Consider the following 19,836-nt stretch of genomic DNA (forward strand, 5'->3'; position numbering starts at 1 on the left):
GCGCAGCCGCGCGTGCGGGCACCGGGCTGGTCCGCGGCGGGGGCGGCTCGGCTGCGGCCACCGGTGCCTGCACGGGTGCGGCCTCGGGTTCGCGCACGATGGCGTTGGACATCGCACCGGCCGGCGCGACGATCTCCGGTTCGGCCACGGCCAACGCACTCTCCGGCGCATCAACCAGCGCCGAGTACTCACGGACCAGGCGGCCCTGCCCCCAGTCGGCTTCAATCAGGAAGTTGAGCGACGGCGTGGTCACCGGCGCCTGCGAGCTCACCCGCACCACGGCGCGGCCGTTGGCATCGCGGGTCAGCTCGAACTGCAGTTCACTCACCAGCCCGGTCGGGCGTTCCAGCCCGACGCGCGCAAAGGTGACCGGCGAGGCCAGCGCCACCCGCAGGTTTTCCAGCTCGGACGGGTCGGCCGAAATGACCGGGATCTCCGCCAGCAGGGGTTGCCCGGGCTTGGACAGCACCCGGATGTCGCCCAGCCCGAGGGCCATGGCGGAGCTGCTGGCCAGGGCCAGCAGCAGGGTCGAGACATACTTGAGCGGGCGCGATGCGCCCGGAACCCGGTTCTTCATGCGGGCAATATAGCGATTCCCGACCAATACAGCCACGAAGGAAGTGGCAGGTACCACGCCCTGCGTGGCACCTCCATCTCAGCCTTCGGCTGCGACCAGCTCGGCCAGCTGCACCGCATTGAGCGCGGCGCCCTTGCGGATGTTGTCCGACACGATCCACAGGTTCAGGCCGCGCGGGTGCGACAGGTCTTCACGGATGCGGCCGACATACACCGCATCGGTGCCCGAGGCATGGGTGACCGGGGTCGGGTAACCGCCGGCTTCGTGCTTGTCGACCACTTCCACGCCAGGCGAACGCGACAGCAGCTCGCGCGCCGCATCCGGGGTGACTTTGTCGCGGGTTTCGATGGTGACCGCTTCGGAGTGCCCGTAGAACACCGGCACGCGCACGGCGGTGGGGTTCACCAGGATGCTGTCATCGCCGAGGATCTTGCGGGTTTCCCAGACCAGCTTCATCTCTTCCTTGGTGAAGCCGTTGTCCTGGAAGTCGTCGATGTGCGGGATCAGGTTGAAGGCGATCTGCACCGGGAAGCGCTGCGGGTCGATCTCCTGGAAGCTGAGCAGCTGGCCGGTCTGCTTGCCCAGTTCCTCCAGCGCCGAGCGACCGCCGCCGGACACCGACTGGTAGGTGGCCACGTTGATGCGCTGGATGCCGTACTGGCGGTGCAGCGGGGCCAGCGCGACCAGCATCTGCATGGTGGAGCAGTTCGGGTTGGCGATGATGCCGCGCGGGCGGTTCTTCAGCGCCTCGGGGTTCACTTCGGACACCACCAGCGGCACGTCATCGTCGTAACGGAAGGCCGAGGAGTTGTCGATCACCACCGCACCGGCGGCGGCGAACTTCGGGCCGAATTCCTTGGAGACGCTGCCACCTGCGGAGAACAGCGCGATATCCACGCCGTTCGGGTCGAACGTGGCCAGGTCCTGGACCTTGATCTTCTTCCCGTCGAATTCGATTTCGCCACCGGCCGAACGCGAGGATGCGAGCAGGCTCAGGGTGGCGATCGGGAAGTTGCGTTCGGCCAGGATGGCCAGCATGGTTTCGCCGACGGCGCCGGTGGCACCGACGACTGCGACGTGGAAGCGACGATCTTGATTGCTCATGGGAACCTCATTTGTGTATCGACCAACGGTCGGTACCTACCTTGATATGAGGTGCCGACCAACGGTCGGTACCTACCGGAGTATTCGGAAACGCAGCGTGGGCTCGGGGAATCTCGCGCAACAGGCGCGCAGATTCCCTATCGTTTTGCGTCTTCGATTTTTTTTGCGGCCACGGCGTCGGCGTTGATCGCGCTCGGCGGATGGCCGGCGTTGGCGCCCAGGCCGAGCGCGGCCAGCAGGTTGTCCACGGCCAGCTGCACCATCGCCCGGCGCGTGGCCTGGCTTGCGCTGCCGATATGCGGGGTAAGCACGATGTTGCGCAGGGCCAGCAATTCGGGGCGCACGGTCGGTTCGCCTTCGAACACGTCCAGCCCGGCGGCGGCCAGCCGGCCATGCGCCAGTGCATCGGCCAGGGCCCGTTCGTCGACGATGCCGCCACGGGCGATGTTCACCAACGTGGCGGTGGGCTTCATCTTCGCCAGTGCGGCTGCATCGATGATGTGGTGCGAGGACGGGCTGTACGGCAGCACCAGCACCAGGTGGTCGGCCTGGGCCAGCAGCGCATCCAGCTCGACGTACTGCGCGCCCACCTCGGCTTCGGTCGCTTCGGGCAGTCGCGAGCGATTGTGGTACAGCACGCGCATGCCGAAGCCGAGCGCGCCACGGCGGGCAATGCCCTGCCCGATCCGGCCCATGCCGAGGATGCCCAGCGTGCTGCCATGGATGTCGGCACCCAGCATGGTCTGGAACGACCACTGACCCCACTGGCCGTCGCGCAGCCAGCGTTCGGATTCGGTGATGCGGCGCGCGGTGGCCATTAGCAGCGCGAACCCGAGGTCGGCGGTGGTTTCGGTGAGCACATCCGGGGTGTTGCTGGCCAGGATGCCGGCCGCGCTGAGCGCGCCCACATCCAGGTTGTTGTACCCCACGCCGACGTTGGCGATCGCGCGCAGCTGCGGCGCGTTGGCGATCTCCGCCGCGCCGATGCGCTCGTTGAGGGTGATCAATGCACCGTCGACCTGGGCCAGCTGTTCGGCCAGCATCGCCGGCGTGTAACGGGTGACCTCGTGGGTCATCGCGAGCTCGACATGCTGCCCGAGCTGTTCGATGACGTCATCGAACAGCGGTTGGCTGACCCAGACCCGGGGGCGCGTCTCAGCCATCGATGGAGCCGGGGATGCGCGGCGTGATTTCGCCCACGTCTCCGCACTGGGCGCGGTGGCGCAGCGCCTGGTCCATCAGCACCAGCGCCATCATCGCCTCGGCGATGGGCGTGGCGCGGATACCCACGCACGGATCATGGCGGCCGGTGGTGATCACATCGACGGCAGCACCGCTGGCATCCACCGTGGCGCCGGGCAGGCGCAGGCTGGAGGTGGGCTTGAGCACGATCGAGGCGGTGACCTGCTGGCCGGTGGAAATGCCGCCGAGGATGCCGCCGGCATGGTTGCTGGCGAAGCCTTCGGGGGTGATCAGGTCACGGTGTTCGGTGCCCTTCTGCGCGGCGCTGGCAAAGCCGTCGCCGATCTCCACGCCCTTGACCGCGTTGATGCTCATCAGCGCCGAGGCGAGTTCGCCATCGAGCTTGCCGTAGATCGGCTCGCCCCAGCCCGGCGGTACGCCATCGGCGACCACGTTGACGCGCGCGCCGACCGAATCGCCGGACTTGCGCAGCGCGTCCATGTAGCTTTCCAGCGCGGGGACCTGTTCGGCCACCGGCCAGAAGAACGGGTTGTCTTCCACCGCCGACCAGTCATGCCCGGTCGGGGTGATCTCGCCCAGCTGCGACAGGTAACCGCGCACGGTCACCCCGAAGCGCTGCAGCAGCCACTTCTTGGCGATCACGCCGGCGGCCACGCGCATGGTGGTTTCGCGCGCGGACGAACGGCCACCCCCGCGCGGGTCGCGGATGCCGTACTTCTGCCAGTAGCTGTAGTCGGCATGGCCGGGGCGGAACTGCTGGGCGATGTTGCTGTAATCCTTGCTGCGCTGGTCGGTGTTGCGGATCAGCAGCGCAATGGGCGTGCCGGTGGTGCGGCCTTCGTACACGCCCGACAGGATCTCGACGTCATCGGCCTCGCGCCGGGCCGAGGTGTGGCGGCTCTTGCCGGTGGCGCGGCGCTGCAGGTCGTGGGCGAATTCGTCGGCACTGATCTCCAGCCCCGGCGGGCAGCCGTCGATCACGCAGCCGATCGCCGGGCCGTGCGATTCGCCGAACGTGGTGACCGAGAGCAGCTTGCCGAAGGTATTACTGGACATGGGATACCGCAGGACGTGGGAAGGCGGCGCGCAGCACGCGCGGCAGGTGGCGGGCGGCAATGATGGCCGGCAGCAGGGTGAAGCTGAGGATGAAGAGCGGGCGGCCCCAGCCGCCACGCCAGGCGGCAGGGTCGCTGGCGATGCTCGATGCAACGGTGGCCACCGCCACCACCAGGCCCAGCACCAGCGCCGCGAACAGGCCGCGCGACAACAGGCGGCGGCGCTGCAGGAGCGCGCCATCCACCAGCACCGCAACGACCACGCCAAGACCGCCCAGCAGGCCGGCCGCACCGTAGGCGAAGCCCTTGAGGTGGTACCAGAGCTGTTCGGCGGGTTCGGCGGCGTAGCGGCAATGCAGGCTGTCACCCACATGGCAGGCAACACCGCTCTGCAGGGACATCACCACGATGACGGCGGCAAACGGCAGCAGCACGGCCAACGGCCCCAGCAGGGCCAGTTCGGCCCAGCGGGTACGTGCGGCGCGGGCCGGACTATCGGGCATTGGCCAGCTCGGTGATGCGGGCGCTGTGGGCGATCAGCTCGCGGCATTCGACCGCGAAGATGCCCATCTGGCCGACCTTGAACTCAACCCAGGCGAAATCGACTTCCGGCAGCAGCTTGACCAGGTGCTGTTCGGATTCGCCCACTTCGCAGATCAGCAGGCCGTCTTCGCTCAGGTGCAGCGGGGCGTCGCGCAGGATCTTCAGCACCAGGTCCAGGCCGTCGTCGCCGGCACGCAGGCCCATTTCGGGCTCGTAGGAGTACTCCTGCGGCAGCGCATCGGTTTCGTCGTTGGTGACGTACGGCGGGTTGGTCACGATCAGGTCGTAATGACGACCGGTCAGGCCGTTGAACAGGTCGGACTTGAGCAGGGTGACGTTGTGCGCCTGCAGGCGTTCCTTGTTCTCTTCGGCCAGGCTCAGCGCGTCGTCGCTCAGGTCCACGCCGTCCACTTCCCAGTTCGGGTAATAGTGGCCCATGGCGATGGCAATGCAGCCCGAACCGGTGCACAGGTCCAGCGCGCGGGTGACGTCGCGACCGGCCAGCCACGGCTCGAAGCCGGATTCGATCAGCTCGGCGATCGGCGAGCGCGGCACCAGGGCGCGGGTATCGCTCTTGAAACTCAGGCCGGCGAACCATGCCTCACCGGTGAGGTACGCGGCCGGGATGCGCTCGTCGATGCGGCGCTGGAACAGGTCCAGCACCTGCAGCTTCTCTTCCCGCAGCACGCGGGCCTGGCCATAGGCCGGGCCCAGGTCGTGCGGCAGGTGCAGCGCGTGCAGGACCAGCTGGGTGGCCTCGTCCAGGGCGTTGTCGTAGCTGTGCCCGAAGGTCAGCCCGGCGGCGTTGAAACGGCTGGTGCCGTAGCGGATCAGGTCGATGATCGTGTGGAGTTCGGCGGCCGTTTCGGCAGTCATGGCAAGGCAACAGACAAAGTGGCCCCAGATTATAGGCGCTGCGGCGCAGCACGGCATCCGTTGCAGCGGAAACGGAAACCGCCGCCCCCCATCCCCTATCATGGAGGCCCCTTCGGGTACGGGCCTTTCATGTTCAATCGCAATGTCGGCATCATCCTGCTCATCGCGCTGGCCGCCGGGCTCGGCCTGGTCGTTGCCCAGAAGGTGTTCGCGCCAACGCCGGCCGGCAACCGCCCGGCCACTGAATCGATCACCTTCTACCCGCAGCCGCGCCCGCTGCCGGACTTCAACCTGGGCCAGTCCGACGGCACCCGGCTGATTCCCGGCGAGCTCAAGGGCCACTGGACCCTGGTGTTCCTGGGCTTCCTGTCCTGCCCCGACATCTGCCCGACCACCCTGGCCGACCTGGCCCAGGCCCAGAAGCAGTGGGAAACCCTGCCCGAGAGCCTGCGCCCGCGCCTGGTGTTCGTCTCGGTGGACCCCGAGCGCGACACCCCGGCACGGCTGGGCGAATACGTGCACGCCTTCCACAAGGACACCCTGGCCGCCACCGCCGACGTGCCCTCGCTGGAGCGCTTTGCCACCGCGCTGGGCTTCGTGTTCCAGAAGGTGCCGGGCAAGGGCTTCGATGAGAACCCCCAGGATTACACGCTGGAACACTCGGCCAGCCTGGCCGTGCTGGACCCGGACGGCAAGCTGGCCGGCCTGATCCGCCCCCCTTTCAACCCGCAGGCCATTGCCCGCGACCTGAACCTGTTGACCGAGAAATCCGCCCCATGAGCCTGACCACCACGCTGAGCTACGCCCTGCCCCACCGCCTGCTGTCGTCGATGGCGCGGCGCCTGGCGTATTCCAGCAACCCGCGGATCTCGCGCTGGCTGATCGACACTGTGACCGAAAAGTTCGGGGTGAACCTGGCCGAAGCGGCCAACCCGGACCCGCGCAGCTACCCCACCTTCAACCAGTTCTTCACCCGCGCGCTCAAGCCGGGCGCGCGCGTGCCCGATGCCGGCGCCCGTACCCTGGTGATGCCGGCCGACGGCCGGATCAGCCAGCTGGGCGCCATCGAGGACGGCCGCATCTTCCAGGCCAAGGGCCAGTCGTTCACCGCTGCGGAGCTGCTGGGCGATGCGGCCGATGCTGAGGTGTTCCACCACGGTCTGTTCGCCACCGTGTACCTGTCACCGAAGGACTACCACCGCGTGCACATGCCGTGGACCGGTACGCTGCGCGAGACCGTGCACGTGCCGGGCCGCCTGTTCAGCGTGGGCCCGGCGGCGGTGAACAAGGTGCCGGGGCTGTTCGCCCGCAACGAGCGGCTGGTGTGCCACTTCGATACCGACTTCGGCCCGATGGTGCAGGTGATGGTGGGCGCGCTGCTGGTGTCGGGCGTGGAAACGGTATGGGGCGGCGAAGAGATCCCGGCCTATGGCGACACCATCACCCGCAAGGATTACCGCGGCAAGGGCATCACCCTGGAGCGTTTCGCCGAAATGGCGCGCTTCAATTACGGCTCGACGGTGATCGTGCTGCTGCCGCCGGGCGTGGCCGATTTCGCCCCGCACCTGGATGCCGAACATGCCGTCCAGCTCGGCCAGGCATTGGCGACCCTTCGTTGATGAATGAAAAACGCCCCGCATCTGCGGGGCGTTTTTTTCAAGCGTTGCCCGCGCCGTGCGCGAACTCGACGGGCCCTACATCCATCCCGTCGTAATCCTCAACTCCGTTGGCTTCAGCCAGCGCCTGCAGCTCCTGGTTGCGTACGTCCAGCGAGGCCGCGCTGTGGGTTTCCACCCGCTCCACGTGCAGCACGTGGTACGGCGCTTCATCCTCTTCCAGCTCAGGCTCGAACACCTCGACCACGGTGTAACCCGCCCCCTCCAGCACCTTGGCCAGCCCGTGCAGCGGCTCCGGCGTGGTGTTGACGAAGAAGTAGCCCCACACCAGGTTGCCATTGAGGTCCCAGTCGGTGTTCTCACGGATGTTGGCGAACATCTCGTTGATTGCGGTGATATCCATCAGTGTTCCTCGGAAGTTATTTACCGCAGCCCTGCAGCTTGATCGACTGGCCCTGCCGCAATGCATAGGCCGGGGCCTTGAGCCCGTTGGCCTTCGCCAGTTCGCGCACATCGCAATTGAATTTGTCGGCGATCCGGCCCAGGGTCTCACCCTTGCCCACCTTGTGGCTGCGCACCGGCTTGGCCTTCGGCTTGGGCGCAGGCACCGCCACCGGGGCGGCCGGCGCCGTCGCCACCGGCGTGCTGGCCTGCAGGCCGGCCACCGGCACCACGCTGCCCACCGCCACGTTGCCGGTGTAGCTGGCCGCGGTCGGGCGCACGATGGCCGCGTTGAGATCGGCGGTGATCAGCGTGCGCGCCAGGTCCGCGCGCGGGCCGCTGACACAGTAACGGTTGTACAGCCCGGCAATGCGGGTGGTGGCGTTGATGAGGGTACCGGCCGGGATCCAGCCGTCGGCCTCATAGCGCGGGTTGAGGTTGCGCAGCGCGCGCATGTAGCCGTCGCGCGTGCCAGTGCTGCCCAGGCAGATGGTCAGCTCATAGATGGTGGTGGACTTGGCTAGGCGGATCGTGGCCGGCTGCGCACTGACCTTGGGGAAGTCCACGCCGTACTGCTGCGGGTGCAGGTAGATCCACGCCGCGGCGATCACCATCGGCACGTAGTCCTTGGTTTCGGCCGGGAACTGGTTGTAGACGCTGTCCACCCAGAAGCTCTGCCCCATGTTCTGGCGATACACCCGCCCGGCACGGCCTTCGCCACCGTTGTAGCCGGCCAGCGACAGCTCCACGTTGTTGTTGAGCTCGCGCATGCGCTCGTTGAGGTAGCTGGCACTGGCTTCAGCGGCGCTGCGCGCGTCGAAGCGGGTGTCGAAGCCGGTGCCGTCCGGGCCCAGCCCGAAGCGGCGGCCGGTGGCCGGCATGAACTGCATCAGCCCGGCGGCGCCGGCGCGCGAGGAGGCATGCACGCGGCCATTGGACTCCTTGGCCATGATCCCGAACAGCAGCGCCTCGGGCAGGCCACGCTTTTCCCACTCCGGCCACATCACCGCGCGCAGGCTCTGGTAGTTCTCGTAGGTGTTCATCAACGCCGGGCGCATGTCGGTCAGCCAGCGGCGGATGCCGGCCTGCACGGCCGGGTTGTACTCGACCATGCTGTCGAAGGCATGGCGCTTGTCGTTGAGCAGCGCGGCGGCGCGCGAGGCCTCGGGCACGTCGGCGGTCAGCGGGCCCACATGGTCCGGGTCGGCTTCCAGCAGGCCGCCATCGACGGCGATCGCGTCGCTGTCGTCACCATCGCGCGCATCGGCGTTGTTCTTCAGCAGGCGCTTGTAGGTCACCAGCAGGTTGCTGACCTGGCAGCCCTTCTGGGCAATGCAGGCGCTGATCACGTCCTCCATGTCCTCCAGCGCGGCATCGCCTTCGTTCTTGCCCTTGGGGTCGGCGTTGTTGACCAGCACCAGCGCATCGGCATAGCGCTTTTCAGCCGCGGCCATGCGCTGCTCCAGGGCCTCGACCTTGACCTTGTCGCGGGCGGAGACCCGCTGGGCGTGGGCCTCGGGCACGAACGACAGCAGGGAAGCGAGCGCCAACAACGGCCAACCACGGGCAAACAGGACAGGAACGGGCATTTTTGGCACTGTGGGCGAAAGACAGGGCAGAGTAGCCGTGCCACTCGCATCGGGGCAACCCGGTCAGCTGGCCGATACCCGCCGACGTTTAGAATCCTGCCCATTCACATAGCCCGTCCACAGAGCGAGTTGACCATGGATCCTATCCTGCTCGGCAAAGGCATCACCGACGATGTCCCCGTCACCCTGCAACCGAAACTGGGCAACCGCCATGGCCTGGTGGCCGGGGCGACGGGCACGGGCAAGACCGTGACCCTGATGACCCTGGCCGAGGGCTTCTCGCGCATCGGCGTGCCGGTGTTCCTGGCCGACGTGAAGGGCGACGTCTCCGGCCTGGCCGTGCCCGGCACGGGCACCGAGGCCCTGCTGCAGCGCGCGAAGGACATCGGCGTGGCCGACTACGCGCCGTCCGGCAGCCCCACGATCTTCTGGGACCTGTACGGCAAGCTGGGCCACCCGGTGCGCACCACCGTGAGCGAAATGGGCCCGACCCTGCTGGCGCGCATCCTGGAGCTCAACGACACCCAGTCGGGCGTGCTGGACATCGTGTTCAAGCTGGCCGACGACCGTGGCCTGCTCCTGCTCGACCTGGACGACCTGCGCGCCCTGCTCGGCCTGGTGGCCGACGAACGCAAGGACATCTCCACCGAATACGGCCTGGTCAGCGCGCAGACCGTGGCGGCGATCCAGCGTTCGCTGCTGCGGCTGTCGCAGGACGGCGGCGAGTCGTTCTTCGGCGAGCCGGCGCTGGAGCTGGCCGACCTGATGCGGGTCAACCACGACGGCCGCGGCGTGATCGGCATCCTGGCCGCGGACCAGCTGGTGCTCAAGCCGCGCCTGTACTCGACCTTCCTGCTGTGGCTGCTGTCCGAACTGTTCGAGACGCTGCCCGAGGTGGGCGACCTGGACAAGCCCAAGCTGGTCTTCATCTTCGACGAGGCACACCTGCTGTTCGACGATGCGCCGGCCGCGCTGGTCCAGCGCATCGAGCAGGTGGTGCGGCTGATCCGCTCCAAGGGCGTGGGCGTGTACTTCTGCTCGCAGTTCCCGGACGACGTGCCGGCCAACATCCTGGGCCAGCTGGGCAACCGCGTGCAGCACGCGCTGCGCGCGTTCACCCCGCGCGACCAGAAGGCGGTGAAGATCGCCGCCGAAACCTTCGTGCCCAACCCCAAGCTGGACGTGGTGGCGGCCCTCTCCCAGCTCGGCACCGGTGAGGCGCTGGTGTCTACGCTGCAGGACAAGGGCATTCCCTCGCCCGTGCAGCAGACCCAGATCGCCCCGCCGCGCTGCCGGATGGGCGCGATCACCGAAGCCGAGCGGGCGCAGGTGCGTGCCGGCAGCCCGGTCGGCAGCCGCTACGACACGGCGGTGAACCGCGAATCGGCGGCCGAGCTGCTGGCCCAGCGCGCGGCCAAGGCGGTGGAACAGCCGGATGCACCGAAGGCGCGTACCCGCGAACAGGATGAGCAGCAGGAAGGCGGGTTCGGGCAGTCGATCAAGGATGCCATCTTCGGCACCAAGCGCCGCCAGGGCATGATCGAGACGATGGCCAAGCAGACCACCCGCACCATGGGCACCAAGCTGGGCAACCAGATCGTGCGCGGCATACTGGGCGGCATCTTCGGCGGCAAGCGCTGACCGATGTCGCGTTGGCGTCCCCCTGCGGAAAAAAGCACGGCCCTGATCACCGCACAGGGCCACCAGCGGTTGAAGAACGAGCTCGACGATCTGTGGCGTGTCCGCCGTCCGGAAGTGGTCAAGGCGTTGGCGGCGGCGGCGGCGGAAGGCGATCGTTCGGAGAATGCCGAGTACACCTACCGCAAGAAGCAGCTGGGCGAGATCGACCGAAGGGTGCGCTACCTGACCAAGCGGCTGGAGTCGCTGCGGGTGGTGGATACCGTGCCGACCGACCCGCAGGCGGTGTTTTTCGGCGCGTGGGTGGAGCTGGAGAACGTGGACAGCGGCGATGTCAGCCGGTATCGCATCGTGGGGCCGGACGAGACCGATGCGGGTGCCGGGTGGATCAGCATCGATTCACCACTGGCGCGCGCGTTGTTGAAGAAGCGCGTGGACGATGAGTTCGAGGTGGAGCTGCCGAGCGGGCGGACCGGGTTTGCGATCCTGGCGGTGGAGTATCCGGCCAAGTGAGACAGTTGCGCCGTTCCTTGTAATGCGTTACCGGGTGGGGGCCGGATACTGCCTGCCCGCTCGGGCTGGACGGAAATACTCCACCTGCTGGTAAAACGCCTCGTCCTGGTCGACATGCCAGCCTGGAATGCCCATCAACGGCAGTGGGCGCAGCTCCAGAGGGTCATTGAGCACGCTGGCACGCGCGATCGCCTGCGCTGCCTGCGCAACCGCCTGCGCGTCATCGTCGCCCTGCACCACCAGGCATTTGCCCACCAGTAACCGCGTCGGCAACAACGCCTGCTCCATCAACGCGTGCCCGAACACAGCGGATACGGCGATGTCGCCGTCGCGCCACTGCGCCGCGCCCTGTACGAACAGCGCACTCCAGTCGTGCTGGTCCCATGCCTGCAGCAGCGACGCATCGCGCACACGCACGATCAGCCCGGTTTCGTCGAACTGGGTCAATGCGGCCTGTGCGCGGGTGCGCTGGCCCGGTGGGTTGCGCTCGATGTCCTGGCATTGGCGTGCATTGAGCGCGCCCTTCACTGCCTGGTAGCGCGCCCACACCAGGGCATTGAACAGGTCATGCCAGTTGCACGGACGCGTGGCGATCTGGCCGCATGCGATGCGCCGCTCGTAGTGCAGGCCATCGGCCAGCAGCGCATCGTCCTGTTCGACCAGCTGTCTGCCGGCCACGCCCAGGCGCTGGTCCAGCGCGCCGATCTCCGGCCACGCTGCAGCCACCATCAGGTCCTGGTACGCCCCGAACGCAGCAAACAGCGGATGGGCGAAGCACGCCCGATCCACGTCCGCGCGCGCCGGCGCGATGAAACGCCGGCGGCCGACCGCCCCCGGGGCGGCCGCGCCGGTCACAGCACCTTGAGGTCGAGCAGCTTCTTCGCCGCGCTCTCGTCGATCAACGCGTCGCCGTAGAGGTCGTGGTCGTCGCTCTCGGTGATTTCCACGTCCACGAACTGGCCGACGCGAAGCCTGGCTTCATCGGCGTTCTGGATATGCACCAGGCCGTCGATCTCCGGCGCGTCGGCCTTGGAACGGGCCACGGCGATGCCGTCTTCGATCGCATCGACCAGGCACTGCTGCACCGTGCCGATCTTGGCTTCCAGGCGCGCAGCGGAAATCCCGGCCTGGCGGGCCATGAAGCGCGCCAGTCGCTCCTGTTTCACTTCTTCAGGAACCGCGCCGGGCAGGTCGTTGGCGGTGGCGCCGGTGACCGGCGAATACGCGAACGCGCCCACGCGATCCAGCTGCGCCTCATCCAGGAACGACAGCAGTTCTTCGAACTCGGCCTCGGTCTCGCCCGGGAAGCCGACGATGAAGGTCGAGCGCACGGTGATGTCCGGGCACAGCTGGCGCCAGCGCTGCACGCGCTCCAGGGTCTTGTCGACCGCACCGGGCCGCTTCATCAGCTTGAGGATGCGCGGGCTGGCGTGCTGGAACGGAATGTCCAGGTACGGCAGGATCCGGTTTTCGGCCATCAGCGGCACCACGTCGTCCACGTGCGGGTACGGGTACACGTAGTGCATGCGGGTCCAGGCATCGAGCTCGGACAGGCCTTCGCACAGCGACTTCATGCGGGTCTGGTAGGCCTTGTCGCGCCACATGCGCTCGGCGTACTTGACGTCCACGCCGTAGGCCGAGGTGTCCTGCGACACCACCAGCAGTTCCTTCACGCCGCCGCGCACCAGCCGCTCGGCTTCGCGCAGCACTTCATCGACCGGGCGCGAGACCAGCTTGCCGCGCATCGAGGGAATGATGCAGAAGCTGCAATGGTGGTTGCAGCCTTCGGAAATCTTCAGGTAGGCGTAGTGGCGCGGGGTCAGCTTGATGCCGTAGTCCGGGACCAGGTCAACGAACGGGTCATGCTTGGGCGGCAACGCGGCGTGCACCGCCTCCATCACGCTGGTGTAGTCCTGCGGGCCGGACACCGCCAGCACGTCCGGGTACGCCTTGCGGATTTCTTCCGGGCGCTTGCCCAGGCAGCCGGTGACGATCACCTTGCCGTTGGCGTTCATCGCCTCACCGATCGCGTCCAATGACTCGGTCACCGCCGAATCGATGAAGCCGCAGGTGTTGACCACCACCACGTCGGCCGAATCGTAGGAGGGAACGATGTCGTAGCCCTCTGCCCGCAGCTGGGTGAGGATGCGCTCGGAATCGACAAGGGCCTTCGGGCAGCCAAGACTGACGAAGCCGACTTTGGGGTTCAGCTGGGACATGGATCGCGGGACTCTGGGGGCCTGGGCCCACGCCGGAATGACGCGGGGACCTGGGGCCGGAAACGGCGGCAAGTATACCGGCGTTGTGGCCCGGGCCCTGAATGCATCGGCTGCTCCGGCAACGCCAACCGCCAATCCCGGCATGCCCGCGACACCCCGCTAACCTGCAGCGCGCCGATAATGAACGCCTGAACCAACAGGAGTCTGGCAATGGGTGAGTGGGTCACGCTTGATACGCATCACGGTCCGGTCCGGGCCTGGCAGGCCACGCCGGACGGCAAGCCGCGCGGGGGCCTGGTGGTCATCCAGGAGATCTTCGGCACCAACGCGCACATCCGCGAGGTGGCCGAGGGCTTTGCCGCGCAGGGTTACGCGGTCCTGGCACCGTCCTTCTTCGACCTGATCGATGGCACCGAGGCCGATCCCGACGCCCTGCCCTACGACCCGGACGGGGTGAAGCAGGGCCTGGAGCATGTGAATGCGCTGGGCGTGGAAAAGGCACTGGAAGTGGTCCGCGCCGCAGCCTCACGGCTGGCGCCGGCCGGCAAGGTCGGCACCGTGGGCTACTGCTGGGGCGGCAGCATCGCCCTGCTCTCGGCGCTGCGCCTGGGCCTGCCGTCGGTGAGCTACTACGGCGCGCGCAACGTCCAGTTCCTGGATGAGACGCCCAAGGCGCCGGTCATGTTCCACTTCGGCGCGCAGGACAAGAGCATCCCGCCGGAGGCCATCGAGGCGCATCGGAAAAAAATGCCCAAGATGGAAACCTTCGTCTACCCGGCCGACCACGCCTTTAACCGCAGCGTCGGACATGCGTATGATCCAGACAGCGCCGAGCTGGCGCTGAAACGCACCCTTGCCTTCTTTGCGGAGCATCTTGGATGAGCGATTTCGAACTGGATTCACGCCTGGCCGCCAACAGTGTGCTGGTGGACCAAGGCCCGTTGTCGCAAGTGCGGTTGATGAACGACGAACGTTACCCGTGGCTGGTGCTGGTGCCGCGCGTGACCGGCATCACTGAATGGCTGGAGCTGGACGGCCACCAGCAGGACCAGCTGCGCACCGAATTGAACCGATGCTGCCGGGCGCTCAAGGGCACCGACGGGGTCCAGAAGATCAACTTCGCCACGCTGGGCAACATCGTGCCGCAGCTGCACTTCCACGTGGTCGGCCGGCATGTCGGCGATCCGGCGTGGCCGGCACCGGTGTGGGGCCATGGCCAGGCCCACCCGTTCGACGAGGCCGTGCTGCAGGAGCGTGTCGCGATGTGGAAGGAACGGCTAGGATATTCGCCCCAGCCCTAAGCGGACCCTGCCCCTGATGCGCTCCAACCTTGTCGCCGCCATCGTCCTGATCCTCGTCGGCCTGTTCCTGCTGGCCAGCAACCTGGGCTGGACCAACATGAACCTGGGTCGCCTGATCCTTACCTGGTGGCCGGTGATCCTGGTGGCAGTGGGAATCGGGTTGCTGTTCGGACGCGGGAAATAACCCAAAAAAAAAGCGCGGAGCGATCCGCGCTTTTTTTCATGTGTCCGGCCGCTCAGGTGCGCGGCAGGGTGACTCCGGTCTGGCCCTGGTACTTGCCGCCGCGATCCTTGTACGAGGTCTCGCAGATGTCGTCGCTGTCAGCCTGGAAGAACAGCATCTGGGCCACGCCTTCGTTGGCGTAGATGCGCGCCGGCAGCGGCGTGGTGTTGCTGAATTCCAGGGTCACGTGGCCTTCCCACTCCGGTTCCAGCGGGGTCACGTTGACGATGATGCCGCAGCGCGCGTAGGTGCTCTTGCCCAGGCACACCACCAGGGTGTCGCGCGGAATGCGGAAATACTCCACCGTGCGCGCCAGCGCGAAGCTGTTGGGCGGGATGATGCACTCATCGCCCACGATGTCCACGAAGCTGCCCGGGTCGAAGTGCTTGGGGTCGACGATGGTGGAGTTGATGTTGGTGAACACCTTGAACTCGCGCGAGCAGCGCACGTCGTAACCGTAGCTGGAAGTGCCGTAGCTGACGATGCGCTGGCCGTTGGCCTGCTTGACCTGGCCGGCTTCGAACGGCTCGATCATGGCCTGCTGCTCGGACATGCGGCGGATCCAACGGTCACTCTTGATGCTCATGGGCGGTCCTGGGTGCGGGAATGGGCGATTCTAAAGCGATCAGAGCAGCGAAGACAGGATCGGAATGCTGGCGCGCGGGCGCTTGGCCACTTCCTCCACCAGCCGTTCGGCGGCACGCAGGTAAGCCTGCGCGGCCGGCGATTCCGGGGCGGCGGCGGTGATCGGGGTGCCGGCGTCGCCCTGCTCGCGGATGCCGATATCCAGCGGCAGCGAGCCCAGCAGCGGCACCCCGTACTGCGCGGCCATGCGTTCGCCACCGCCATCGCCGAACAGGTGTTCGATGTGGCCGCAGTTGCTGCAGGTGTGCACGGCCATGTTCTCGACAATGCCCAGCACCGGCACCTCGACCTTCTCGAACATCTTCAGCGCCTTCTTCGCATCCAGCGTGGCGATGTCCTGCGGGGTGGTCACGATCACCGCGCCGGCCAGCGGAATCTTCTGGGTCAGGGTCAGCTGGATGTCACCGGTGCCCGGCGGCAGGTCGATCAGCAGGTAATCCAGGTCATCCCAGAGGGTGTCGTTGAAGAACTGGGTCATGGCCGAGGTGGCCATCGGACCGCGCCAGATCATCGGCGTCTCGTCTTCGATCAGGTAACCGATCGACATGGTTTCCACGCCGAATGCGCGCAGCGGTTCGATCGATTTGTTGTCCGGGCTTTCCGGGCGGCCACTCAGGCCGAGCATCATCGGCACGCTGGGGCCGTAGATGTCGGCATCCAGCAGCCCGACCCGGGCGCCCAGGCGGGCCAGCGCCACGGCCAGGTTCACCGCCGTGGTGGATTTGCCCACCCCGCCCTTGCCCGACCCGACCGCGATCACGTTGCGGACGCGCGGATGAAGGGTCAGGCCCTTCTGCACCTGGCTGGCATGGGGACGTCGAGACGGGCTGGCACTCACTGCGGGAACTCCGGAAAAGCCGAACGGGACAGCCCGCCACTATACAGGGCGCGCCTGCGTCGCCCTGCCGTTGTCCTGCCCTGTCCTGATGCTGTCCCGGAGGCGATTTTGACGTCATCGACAGGTCAGGAACGGATTCCGTGGTGCGATGCGGCCAAAGAATGAACCGTGCATCCGTCACAGTACGGAGGAAATGGTTTCATCGAAAACCATTATGAAGCCTATATTTTTCAATATCTTGTCGCGCAAATGAGAACGAAAGCTCGCCTTTGCCTATCTTGTCTTTATGACCTCTTGATGAACAGTTGACAGCGCGCGTTAAGGCCGTGTTAACCTCGAATCATCAGCTCGTGAAGCTGGTGAACAGGGGGCAGTCACTGCCAAGACCTGATCCGAGGGCACACGGAGACGCCTGCTGGTCCATGTCACCGGTGTTTGACGCAATCGATCGTTCCAAGGGGATCCACACATGATGAATCGCAAGTCGCTCAGCCGTAATCCGCTGAGCTTCGCCCTGGCCACCGCGATGGTGTTCGCGGCTTCGGCACCGGTGTTCGCACAGGACAGCACGGCGACCGAGACGGCTGAAGAAGCCGCCGCCAAGGCCAAGACCACCACGAACTTCGACACCGTGACCGTGACCGGTTCGCGCATCAGCAAGGACACCTTCAACTCGGTGTCGCCGGTGCAGGTCGTGACCCGCCAGGAATCGACCCTGGCCGGCTTCAACTCCACCACCGACATCCTGCAGAGCACCGCGGTCACCGCCGGCGCTTCGCAGATCAACAATGCGTACGGCGGCTACGTCACCGACGGCGGCCCGGGTGCCAATACCCTGGGTCTGCGCGGCCTCGGCCCGACCCGTACCCTGATCCTGCTGAACGGCCGCCGCGTGGCGCCGGCCGGTTCGCGTGGCGCGGTCGGCTCGGCCGACCTCAACGTGCTGCCGAACGCGATCGTGGACCGCATCGAAATCCTGAAGGACGGCGCGTCGTCGATCTACGGCTCCGACGCGGTGGCCGGCGTCATCAACATCATCACCAAGACCAAGGTCGATGGCGTTTCGTTCGAAGCGCAGCACAACGCCACCGACGGCGGTGGCGGCGACCAGCGCCGTTACTCGATCATGTTCGGCACCACCGGCGAGCGTTCGCACTTCTCCGGTTCGTACGAGTACTACACCCGTAACGACCTGAGCCTGCGCGACCGCGACTGGACCCGTTGCGCCACCGACAAGTACCGCGACACCGACGTGGGCGACTACTGGGGCAGCGGCGACTTCATCGACCCGCTGACCGGCAAGTCCAAGTGCTACACGCTGGATGCCGGCGGCGTCACCATCAACACCATCGGCACCAACACCCGCGCCGGCGTTGCCGCTCCGGGTACCAGTGGCACCCGCTTCAACCGCTGGCGCCCGAATGCGGCCGTCACCACCGGCCTGGTCGGTTTCGAAGGCGTGAGCACCTACTCGCGCGATACCTTCGACGACGCGATGCTGAACCAGTCGCTGATCTCGCCGGCCAAGACCCACACCCTGTTCTTCCAGGGCGGCGTGGACATCGGCGTGCTGGGTGATGCCGAGCTGTACTACGAGTTCCTGGGCAACAAGCGCAAGTCCACCCAGACCGGCTACCGCCAGCTGTCGCTGGACTACGCCGTGGGCAGCCCGCTGATCCCGGCCAACCTGGCCGACAGCGTCGCCGGCCCGGCGACCAACCTGACCAATGGCCAGCCCATGGGCGTGCGCGCCTTCATCGGCTTCGGCAATGACCAGAGCAAGCAGAACGTCGACTACTACCGCTTCAACGCCGGCCTGCGTGGCAACCTGGGCTCGGAGTGGAAGTACGACTTCAACGTGATGCATTCGGACAACAACGCCGATTACACCTTCCAGAGCTTCCTGACCAGCCGCCTGGCGCAGAGCCTGAACGTGGTGTCCAACGGTGCCGGCGGCTTCTCGTGCGTCGACCCGTCCAACGGCTGCATCGCGGCCCCGGCGCTGAACACCAACACCATTGGTGGCAACCTGCCGTCTGACTGGAAGAACTGGGTGTTCGTGCCGGTCACCGGCAACACCAAGTACAAGGAAGACACGGTCAACTTCAACGTCAACGGCCCGCTGTTCGACATGCCGCAGGGCACCGCCGCCGGTGCGTTCGGCGTGGAGTACCGCAAGGCCAAGATCGACGACAGCCCGTCGCAGTACTCGGTCGACGGCGACCTGTTCAACCTGACCTCGGCCGCCCCGACCCGCGGCAGCGACTCGGTGATCGAAGCCTACGGCGAACTGGAACTGCCGCTGCTGTCGGGCGTCACCGCCGCCGAAGAGCTGACGGTCAACCTGTCCGGCCGCTACACCGATTACAAGTCCTACGGTTCGGATGAGACCTACAAGATCGGCGGCCTGTGGACCCCGGTGAAGTGGCTGTCGTTCCGCGCGTCCTACGGCACTTCCTACCGCGCCCCGGCGCTGTACGAACAGTTCCTGGGCGGCACCACCGGCTTCTTGGGCAGCACCTCCGATCCCTGCAACGAATACGGCGATCGTGATCCGTCCTCGCTGCGCTACCAGAACTGCGCCTCGCTGGGCCTGCCGACCGACTTCACCGCCACCTCGGGCGTGACCGTGATCACCCAGGGTGGTGCGGAAACTGGCCTGAAGGCGGAAACGTCCACCGCCAAGACCCTCGGCATGGTGCTGCAGCCGGAGTTCGGCAGTGGCTTCGGTGACCTGTCCTTCGCTGTCGATTACTTCGACATCAAGGTCGAGAACGGCGTGCAGGACGCTGGCGGCGCCGGCATCCTGGCCGCGTGCTACGGCAGCTCCACCGCCGACTTCACCGCCGGCAACGGCCTGTGCCGCCTGGTCGACCGCAACCCGCTGACCAACGCGCTGACCGTCACCAACGGCTTCATCAACGTGTCCACCGACAAGGTGCGCGGCCTGGACTTCACCCTGCGTTATGTCCGCGACATCGGGCCGGGCGAATTCCGCACCACCACCCAGTTCACCCACTACATCGAACAGTCCAGCAAGATCTTCCCGGACGATCCGCTGGTGAACTACGCGGGCATGCTGCGCAACCCGAAGAACACCGCCACGATGGACCTGGCGTACAAGTGGAAGGAATGGCAGGTCCGCTACGGTATCGACTGGACCGACAAGATGGACAGCTACGCCTACTACGAGGCCAACAACCCGGGCCTGTTCGACCCGGCGACCTCGCCGTACAAGATCTACACCCCGAACTACTTCCTGCAGTCGTTCTCGGTGCAGTACGACGCGGACAAGTGGTCGGTCACCGGCGGCGTGCGCAACCTGGCGGACAAGGAACCGCCGACCATTTCCCAGGGTGTGTACAACACCGTCGGCAATGCGTTGCTGTACAGCGGCTTTGATTACTGGGGTCGCCAGTACTTCCTGAACGTCACCTACTCGTTCTGATCCCGCT

General features: G+C 66.6%; 19 protein-coding genes and 1 pseudogene. 8 read left to right on the forward strand and 12 right to left on the reverse strand.

Annotation, left to right across the window (positions count from 1 at the left end; genetic code table 11):
* The 6 genes and pseudogenes from QMX79_RS09965 to prmB all read right to left on the reverse strand — a co-directional run.
* A pseudogene (locus QMX79_RS09965) lies at positions 1–577 on the reverse strand (fimbrial protein FimV); the annotation flags it as partial.
* 78 nt (positions 578–655) lie between these two features.
* Positions 656–1,681: an aspartate-semialdehyde dehydrogenase gene (locus QMX79_RS09970; RefSeq protein WP_282246609.1), complete on the reverse strand. Its 1,026-nt coding sequence runs from the start codon at positions 1,679–1,681 to the stop codon at positions 656–658.
* A 137-nt stretch (positions 1,682–1,818) separates the two neighbouring features.
* Complete coding sequence (locus QMX79_RS09975; RefSeq protein ID WP_282246610.1) at positions 1,819–2,844, reverse strand: D-glycerate dehydrogenase; 1,026 nt, start codon at positions 2,842–2,844, stop codon at positions 1,819–1,821.
* Positions 2,837–3,940 carry a chorismate synthase gene (aroC, locus tag QMX79_RS09980; protein ID WP_282246611.1) on the reverse strand — a complete coding sequence of 368 codons (1,104 nt, stop codon included), beginning with the start codon at positions 3,938–3,940 and terminating at the stop codon, positions 2,837–2,839. Before aroC ends, QMX79_RS09975 begins: the two co-directional genes overlap by 8 nt.
* The gene (locus tag QMX79_RS09985) at positions 3,930–4,442 is read right to left on the reverse strand and encodes a hypothetical protein (RefSeq protein WP_282246612.1); all 513 of its coding nucleotides are present in this window, start codon (positions 4,440–4,442) and stop codon (positions 3,930–3,932) included. The genes aroC and QMX79_RS09985 overlap by 11 nt, the downstream gene beginning before the upstream one ends.
* Positions 4,432–5,358: a 50S ribosomal protein L3 N(5)-glutamine methyltransferase gene (gene prmB, locus QMX79_RS09990; protein WP_282246613.1), complete on the reverse strand. Its 927-nt coding sequence runs from the start codon at positions 5,356–5,358 to the stop codon at positions 4,432–4,434. The genes QMX79_RS09985 and prmB overlap by 11 nt, the downstream gene beginning before the upstream one ends.
* A gap of 129 nt (positions 5,359–5,487) precedes the next feature.
* On the opposite strand from prmB, the gene QMX79_RS09995 reads away from it, so the two are divergent.
* Positions 5,488–6,138 carry an SCO family protein gene (locus tag QMX79_RS09995; RefSeq protein WP_282246614.1) on the forward strand — a complete coding sequence of 217 codons (651 nt, stop codon included), beginning with the start codon at positions 5,488–5,490 and terminating at the stop codon, positions 6,136–6,138.
* Positions 6,135–6,977, forward strand: a complete 843-nt coding sequence (gene asd / locus QMX79_RS10000) for an archaetidylserine decarboxylase (protein WP_282246615.1) — start codon at positions 6,135–6,137, stop codon at positions 6,975–6,977. Before QMX79_RS09995 ends, asd begins: the two co-directional genes overlap by 4 nt.
* 37 nt (positions 6,978–7,014) lie before the next feature.
* On the opposite strand, the gene QMX79_RS10005 is transcribed toward asd, so the two are convergent.
* On the reverse strand, positions 7,015–7,377 hold the full coding sequence (locus tag QMX79_RS10005; RefSeq protein ID WP_282246616.1) for a ribonuclease E inhibitor RraB: 363 nt from the start codon (positions 7,375–7,377) through the stop codon (positions 7,015–7,017).
* 16 nt (positions 7,378–7,393) lie between these two features.
* Positions 7,394–9,004: a transglycosylase SLT domain-containing protein gene (locus tag QMX79_RS10010; protein ID WP_282246617.1), complete on the reverse strand. Its 1,611-nt coding sequence runs from the start codon at positions 9,002–9,004 to the stop codon at positions 7,394–7,396.
* A 135-nt stretch (positions 9,005–9,139) separates the two neighbouring features.
* On the opposite strand from QMX79_RS10010, the gene QMX79_RS10015 reads away from it, so the two are divergent.
* Positions 9,140–10,645, forward strand: a complete 1,506-nt coding sequence (locus QMX79_RS10015; protein ID WP_282246618.1) for a helicase HerA-like domain-containing protein — start codon at positions 9,140–9,142, stop codon at positions 10,643–10,645.
* A gap of 3 nt (positions 10,646–10,648) precedes the next feature.
* On the forward strand, positions 10,649–11,155 hold the full coding sequence (gene greB, locus QMX79_RS10020; protein ID WP_282246619.1) for a transcription elongation factor GreB: 507 nt from the start codon (positions 10,649–10,651) through the stop codon (positions 11,153–11,155).
* 27 nt (positions 11,156–11,182) lie between these two features.
* Here the strand turns inward: greB and QMX79_RS10025 are convergent, their stop codons facing one another.
* Together QMX79_RS10025 and rimO are read right to left on the reverse strand one after the other, a co-directional pair.
* On the reverse strand, positions 11,183–12,010 hold the full coding sequence (locus QMX79_RS10025) for a DUF3025 domain-containing protein (protein WP_282246620.1): 828 nt from the start codon (positions 12,008–12,010) through the stop codon (positions 11,183–11,185).
* Positions 12,007–13,374 carry a 30S ribosomal protein S12 methylthiotransferase RimO gene (gene rimO, locus QMX79_RS10030; protein WP_282246621.1) on the reverse strand — a complete coding sequence of 456 codons (1,368 nt, stop codon included), beginning with the start codon at positions 13,372–13,374 and terminating at the stop codon, positions 12,007–12,009. The genes QMX79_RS10025 and rimO overlap by 4 nt, the downstream gene beginning before the upstream one ends.
* Before the next feature lie 210 nt (positions 13,375–13,584).
* On the opposite strand from rimO, the gene QMX79_RS10035 reads away from it, so the two are divergent.
* From QMX79_RS10035 to QMX79_RS10045, 3 genes are read left to right on the forward strand one after another with little or no spacing between them, the layout of a single operon-like run.
* Positions 13,585–14,256, forward strand: coding sequence for a dienelactone hydrolase family protein (locus QMX79_RS10035; protein ID WP_282246622.1), 672 nt, complete (start codon positions 13,585–13,587; stop codon positions 14,254–14,256).
* A complete protein-coding gene (locus QMX79_RS10040; protein ID WP_282246623.1) occupies positions 14,253–14,675 on the forward strand; it encodes an HIT family protein in 423 nt (140 codons plus the stop codon). The genes QMX79_RS10035 and QMX79_RS10040 overlap by 4 nt, the downstream gene beginning before the upstream one ends.
* 16 nt (positions 14,676–14,691) lie before the next feature.
* Positions 14,692–14,859 (forward strand): DUF5668 domain-containing protein, encoded by a 168-nt coding sequence (locus QMX79_RS10045; RefSeq protein WP_093533394.1) that lies wholly within the window; start codon positions 14,692–14,694, stop codon positions 14,857–14,859.
* 52 nt (positions 14,860–14,911) lie between these two features.
* Here the strand turns inward: QMX79_RS10045 and dcd are convergent, their stop codons facing one another.
* Both dcd and apbC read right to left on the reverse strand, forming a co-directional pair.
* A complete protein-coding gene (dcd, locus tag QMX79_RS10050) occupies positions 14,912–15,484 on the reverse strand; it encodes a dCTP deaminase (protein ID WP_282246624.1) in 573 nt (190 codons plus the stop codon).
* Positions 15,485–15,523: 39 nt separating this feature from the next.
* Positions 15,524–16,342, reverse strand: a complete 819-nt coding sequence (gene apbC, locus QMX79_RS10055) for an iron-sulfur cluster carrier protein ApbC (protein ID WP_093533396.1) — start codon at positions 16,340–16,342, stop codon at positions 15,524–15,526.
* Positions 16,343–16,850: 508 nt separating this feature from the next.
* Between apbC and QMX79_RS10060 the strand changes: the two genes are divergently transcribed.
* Positions 16,851–19,829 (forward strand): TonB-dependent receptor, encoded by a 2,979-nt coding sequence (locus QMX79_RS10060; RefSeq protein ID WP_282246625.1) that lies wholly within the window; start codon positions 16,851–16,853, stop codon positions 19,827–19,829.
* The last annotated feature ends 7 nt before the right edge of the window (positions 19,830–19,836 follow it).

It is taken from the genome of Stenotrophomonas sp. PS02300, assembly GCF_029959395.1.
In the GTDB taxonomy this organism is placed as follows: Bacteria; Pseudomonadota; Gammaproteobacteria; order Xanthomonadales; family Xanthomonadaceae; genus Stenotrophomonas; species Stenotrophomonas maltophilia_AD.

Coding starts and splice junctions, on each gene's coding strand:
- QMX79_RS09970 (WP_282246609.1), bottom strand. CDS start 1,681: ATGAGCAATCAAGATCGTCGCTTCCACGTCGCAGTCGTCGGTGCCACC.
- QMX79_RS09975 (WP_282246610.1), bottom strand. CDS start 2,844: ATGGCTGAGACGCGCCCCCGGGTCTGGGTCAGCCAACCGCTGTTCGAT.
- aroC (WP_282246611.1), bottom strand. CDS start 3,940: ATGTCCAGTAATACCTTCGGCAAGCTGCTCTCGGTCACCACGTTCGGC.
- QMX79_RS09985 (WP_282246612.1), bottom strand. CDS start 4,442: ATGCCCGATAGTCCGGCCCGCGCCGCACGTACCCGCTGGGCCGAACTG.
- prmB (WP_282246613.1), bottom strand. CDS start 5,358: ATGACTGCCGAAACGGCCGCCGAACTCCACACGATCATCGACCTGATC.
- QMX79_RS09995 (WP_282246614.1), top strand. CDS start 5,488: ATGTTCAATCGCAATGTCGGCATCATCCTGCTCATCGCGCTGGCCGCC.
- asd (WP_282246615.1), top strand. CDS start 6,135: ATGAGCCTGACCACCACGCTGAGCTACGCCCTGCCCCACCGCCTGCTG.
- QMX79_RS10005 (WP_282246616.1), bottom strand. CDS start 7,377: ATGGATATCACCGCAATCAACGAGATGTTCGCCAACATCCGTGAGAAC.
- QMX79_RS10010 (WP_282246617.1), bottom strand. CDS start 9,004: ATGCCCGTTCCTGTCCTGTTTGCCCGTGGTTGGCCGTTGTTGGCGCTC.
- QMX79_RS10015 (WP_282246618.1), top strand. CDS start 9,140: ATGGATCCTATCCTGCTCGGCAAAGGCATCACCGACGATGTCCCCGTC.
- greB (WP_282246619.1), top strand. CDS start 10,649: ATGTCGCGTTGGCGTCCCCCTGCGGAAAAAAGCACGGCCCTGATCACC.
- rimO (WP_282246621.1), bottom strand. CDS start 13,374: ATGTCCCAGCTGAACCCCAAAGTCGGCTTCGTCAGTCTTGGCTGCCCG.
- QMX79_RS10035 (WP_282246622.1), top strand. CDS start 13,585: ATGGGTGAGTGGGTCACGCTTGATACGCATCACGGTCCGGTCCGGGCC.
- QMX79_RS10040 (WP_282246623.1), top strand. CDS start 14,253: ATGAGCGATTTCGAACTGGATTCACGCCTGGCCGCCAACAGTGTGCTG.
- QMX79_RS10045 (WP_093533394.1), top strand. CDS start 14,692: ATGCGCTCCAACCTTGTCGCCGCCATCGTCCTGATCCTCGTCGGCCTG.
- dcd (WP_282246624.1), bottom strand. CDS start 15,484: ATGAGCATCAAGAGTGACCGTTGGATCCGCCGCATGTCCGAGCAGCAG.
- QMX79_RS10060 (WP_282246625.1), top strand. CDS start 16,851: ATGATGAATCGCAAGTCGCTCAGCCGTAATCCGCTGAGCTTCGCCCTG.